Origin of the sequence: Henriciella aquimarina (assembly GCF_002088975.1) — a bacterium.
Classification (GTDB): Bacteria; Pseudomonadota; Alphaproteobacteria; order Caulobacterales; family Hyphomonadaceae; genus Henriciella; species Henriciella aquimarina.
Genome location: NZ_NCST01000033.1, coordinates 1 through 2505, shown reverse-complemented (window position 1 = coordinate 2505; position 2505 = coordinate 1). Strand labels below are relative to the sequence as shown.

The window sequence follows — 2505 nt, the reverse complement described above, 5'->3', positions numbered from 1 at the left end:
ATGGCACGGAGCTGACCAGTCATGCGATCCTGAAATGGGTGCGCGAGGCCGGCATTGAGTGGCACTACATCGCGCCGGGAAAGCCGACACAGAACGCCTTCGTCGAGAGCTTCAACGGCCGGCTGCGCGACGAGTGCCTGAACGAGCATCTCTTCGACAGTCTCGGTGACGCCCGGCGCATCATCGAAGCCTGGCGGATAGACTACAACACGGTCCGGCCACACACATCACTCGGCGGCCTCAGCCCCGTAACCTACGAACGGCGGCTGCGCCGCCGAAGGCCCGGCTCGCTTGAGCCGCGGGGAAGCTCCACTCCCCGGGCCTTGACCACGCCATCAACAACAGAAAGAAAGGCGAACAGACTCTCCGAATGAACGGCCCGGATCACGGGGCTGGGTCAAATATCACTGGGCGTCGCGGAATCGATTTCATGCTTGGACACCTTGCCCGCGCCGACACAGGCGAGGCCCTCAGGCGAGCATACCGCCCGTCAACTCTAAAACGTCTTCTATTCCCTCTGGCGCGGCGCCGTTTTCGAGCGCCGCTCGCAGACCCCAGCTGCACCCATGAAAATTGCGACTGCATCTGGTGCGAGCATGGCACCCACAATCAGTCACCCAACTCTTGAGTGCAATTTTTTTAGCATGCCTTCGACCGGGCCTGCACGATGGAATCAAGGTCCGCGTATCTCACGAATGGCGAAGCATTGAGCTGCTGTGATATTTCGTCGAGCGTTGGGCGTGGTATTCTGTCATCCATGCGAGGGTCGTAAATCAGCAGCGCTTCACCAGAGTATGCGACTCGATCCAGCGCCAATCCGCGAAACGCTGATTTGTCTCGCGCCCAAACGCCGAATGCCTGAACAGCGCGCTCGCGCTGGGGGCGGTAAAGCGCAAGAATTTCAGCTAATCCCTCATCCGCTTTGAACTTCACGATGAACACGTAGGATCTGCCGGGATGAAGTTCAGCGCCATCGGCAGGTCCTGCCGCCAGATCAGCGCGTTGCAGCTCGCCGTGAAATTGGTTGGCATCGCCGCCGCTACGGGCCGTCCCTGAAAGACTCAAGCCCGTCAGGGCAGGTCACGTCCCGGGTCGTGGTGTAGCTGGTTAGCGCTGCGGGTCTCGTCCGCGCCTTTCCACATGGCGCTGTAGGACGAGGCCCGCAGCGCGGTTGGCCATTGCCGGTTCCTTGGTAGGATTGGGTTGCGACACACAACCTGACCGAAGGAAAACCGACAATGACCAAGGCTATGATGGACCTGCGCGAGCTTGTTGAGAAGAGTGGGGACGCCGACCTGCTCAAGGAGATGATTGGATTTGCCGCTGAGCGGCTGATGGAGCTCGAGGTTGGCGTGCGCGCCGGCGCGGCCTACGGCGAAAAGGATCCGGAGCGCAAAGCCCAGCGCAATGGCTACCGGGAACGTGACTGGCAGACCCGGGCCGGCAATGTCGAACTGCGGATCCCGAAGCTGCGCACAGGCAGCTACTTCCCGTCCTTCCTGGAGCCTCACCGCGCCGTCGAGAAAGCCCTGACAGCGGTGATCCAGGAGGCCTATGTGCACGGCGTCTCGACCCGGGCGATGGATGATCTCGTCCAGGCGATGGGCGGCACAGGCATCTCAAAGAGCCAGGTGTCGCGTCTCTGCGAAGAAATCGATGAGCGGGTCGAGGCCTTCCTGACCCGGCCGATCGAAGGCGAGTGGGTCTATCTCTGGATCGATGCCACCTATCTCAAGGTCCGCCAGGGCGGGCGTATTGTATCGGTCGCGGTGACAATCGCCGTCGGCGTCAATACGGACGGGCGCCGGGAAGTCCTGGGCATGGCCATTGGCCCCTCGGAAGCGGAGACGTTCTGGACGGGCTTCCTGCGCGATCTGGTACGCCGGGGGCTGAGTGGGGTGAAACTCGTCATCAGCGATGCCCACGAGGGTATCAAGGCGTCCGTCGCCCGCGTCCTCAATACCAGCTGGCAACGCTGCCGCGTACACTTCCAGAGGAATGTCCTGGCCCATGCCGGCAAGAGCAGCCGGCGTGTGGTCTCGGCCTTCATCGCCACCGCCTTCGCCCAGAACGACTATGCCTCTGCAAAGACCCAGTGGCGCCATGTCGCCGATCAGATGCGGCCGAAACTGCCGAAGCTCGCCGCGCTGATGGACGAGGGAGAAGAAGACGTCCTTGCCTACATGACGTTCCCGCAGCAGCATCGCACGAAACTGCACAGCACGAATCCCATCGAACGGCTCAACGGCGAGATCAAACGGCGCACAGATGTCGTCGGTATCTTCCCCAATGAAAACGCCATCCGCAGACTGGTGGGAGCGATCCTCATGGAACAGACCGAGGAATGGGCCGTGCAGAGAGCACGCTACATGACGCTGGAAACCCTCGCGCCAGTCTGCGATAACCCCCTGGTCAGCCTGCCTGTAGCTCAGGTCGGCTGATCAGCTCAGCCTGACCAAAACCGTCAGGCCAATGACGAGCTACACCACTTGGTGGGACACGATC

Annotated in this window: 3 protein-coding genes; 2 read left to right on the top strand and 1 reads right to left on the bottom strand. The window is 61.6% G+C overall.

Going from position 1 to position 2505, the window contains the following annotated elements; all coding sequences use genetic code 11:
- The coding region (locus B8784_RS04950; protein WP_233355963.1) for an integrase core domain-containing protein at window positions 1-374 on the top strand (374 nt) is incomplete at its 5' end.
- Between the two features lie 265 nt (window positions 375-639).
- Here B8784_RS04950 and B8784_RS04945 read toward each other — a convergent pair.
- The gene (locus B8784_RS04945) at window positions 640-942 is read right to left on the bottom strand and encodes a hypothetical protein (RefSeq protein ID WP_084396502.1); all 303 of its coding nucleotides are present in this window, start codon (window positions 940-942) and stop codon (window positions 640-642) included.
- Between the two features lie 296 nt (window positions 943-1238).
- Here B8784_RS04945 and B8784_RS04940 point away from each other — a divergent pair, with 296 nt between their 5' ends.
- Window positions 1239-2441 (top strand): IS256 family transposase, encoded by a 1203-nt coding sequence (locus tag B8784_RS04940; protein ID WP_084396434.1) that lies wholly within the window; start codon window positions 1239-1241, stop codon window positions 2439-2441.
- The last annotated feature ends 64 nt before the right edge of the window (window positions 2442-2505 follow it).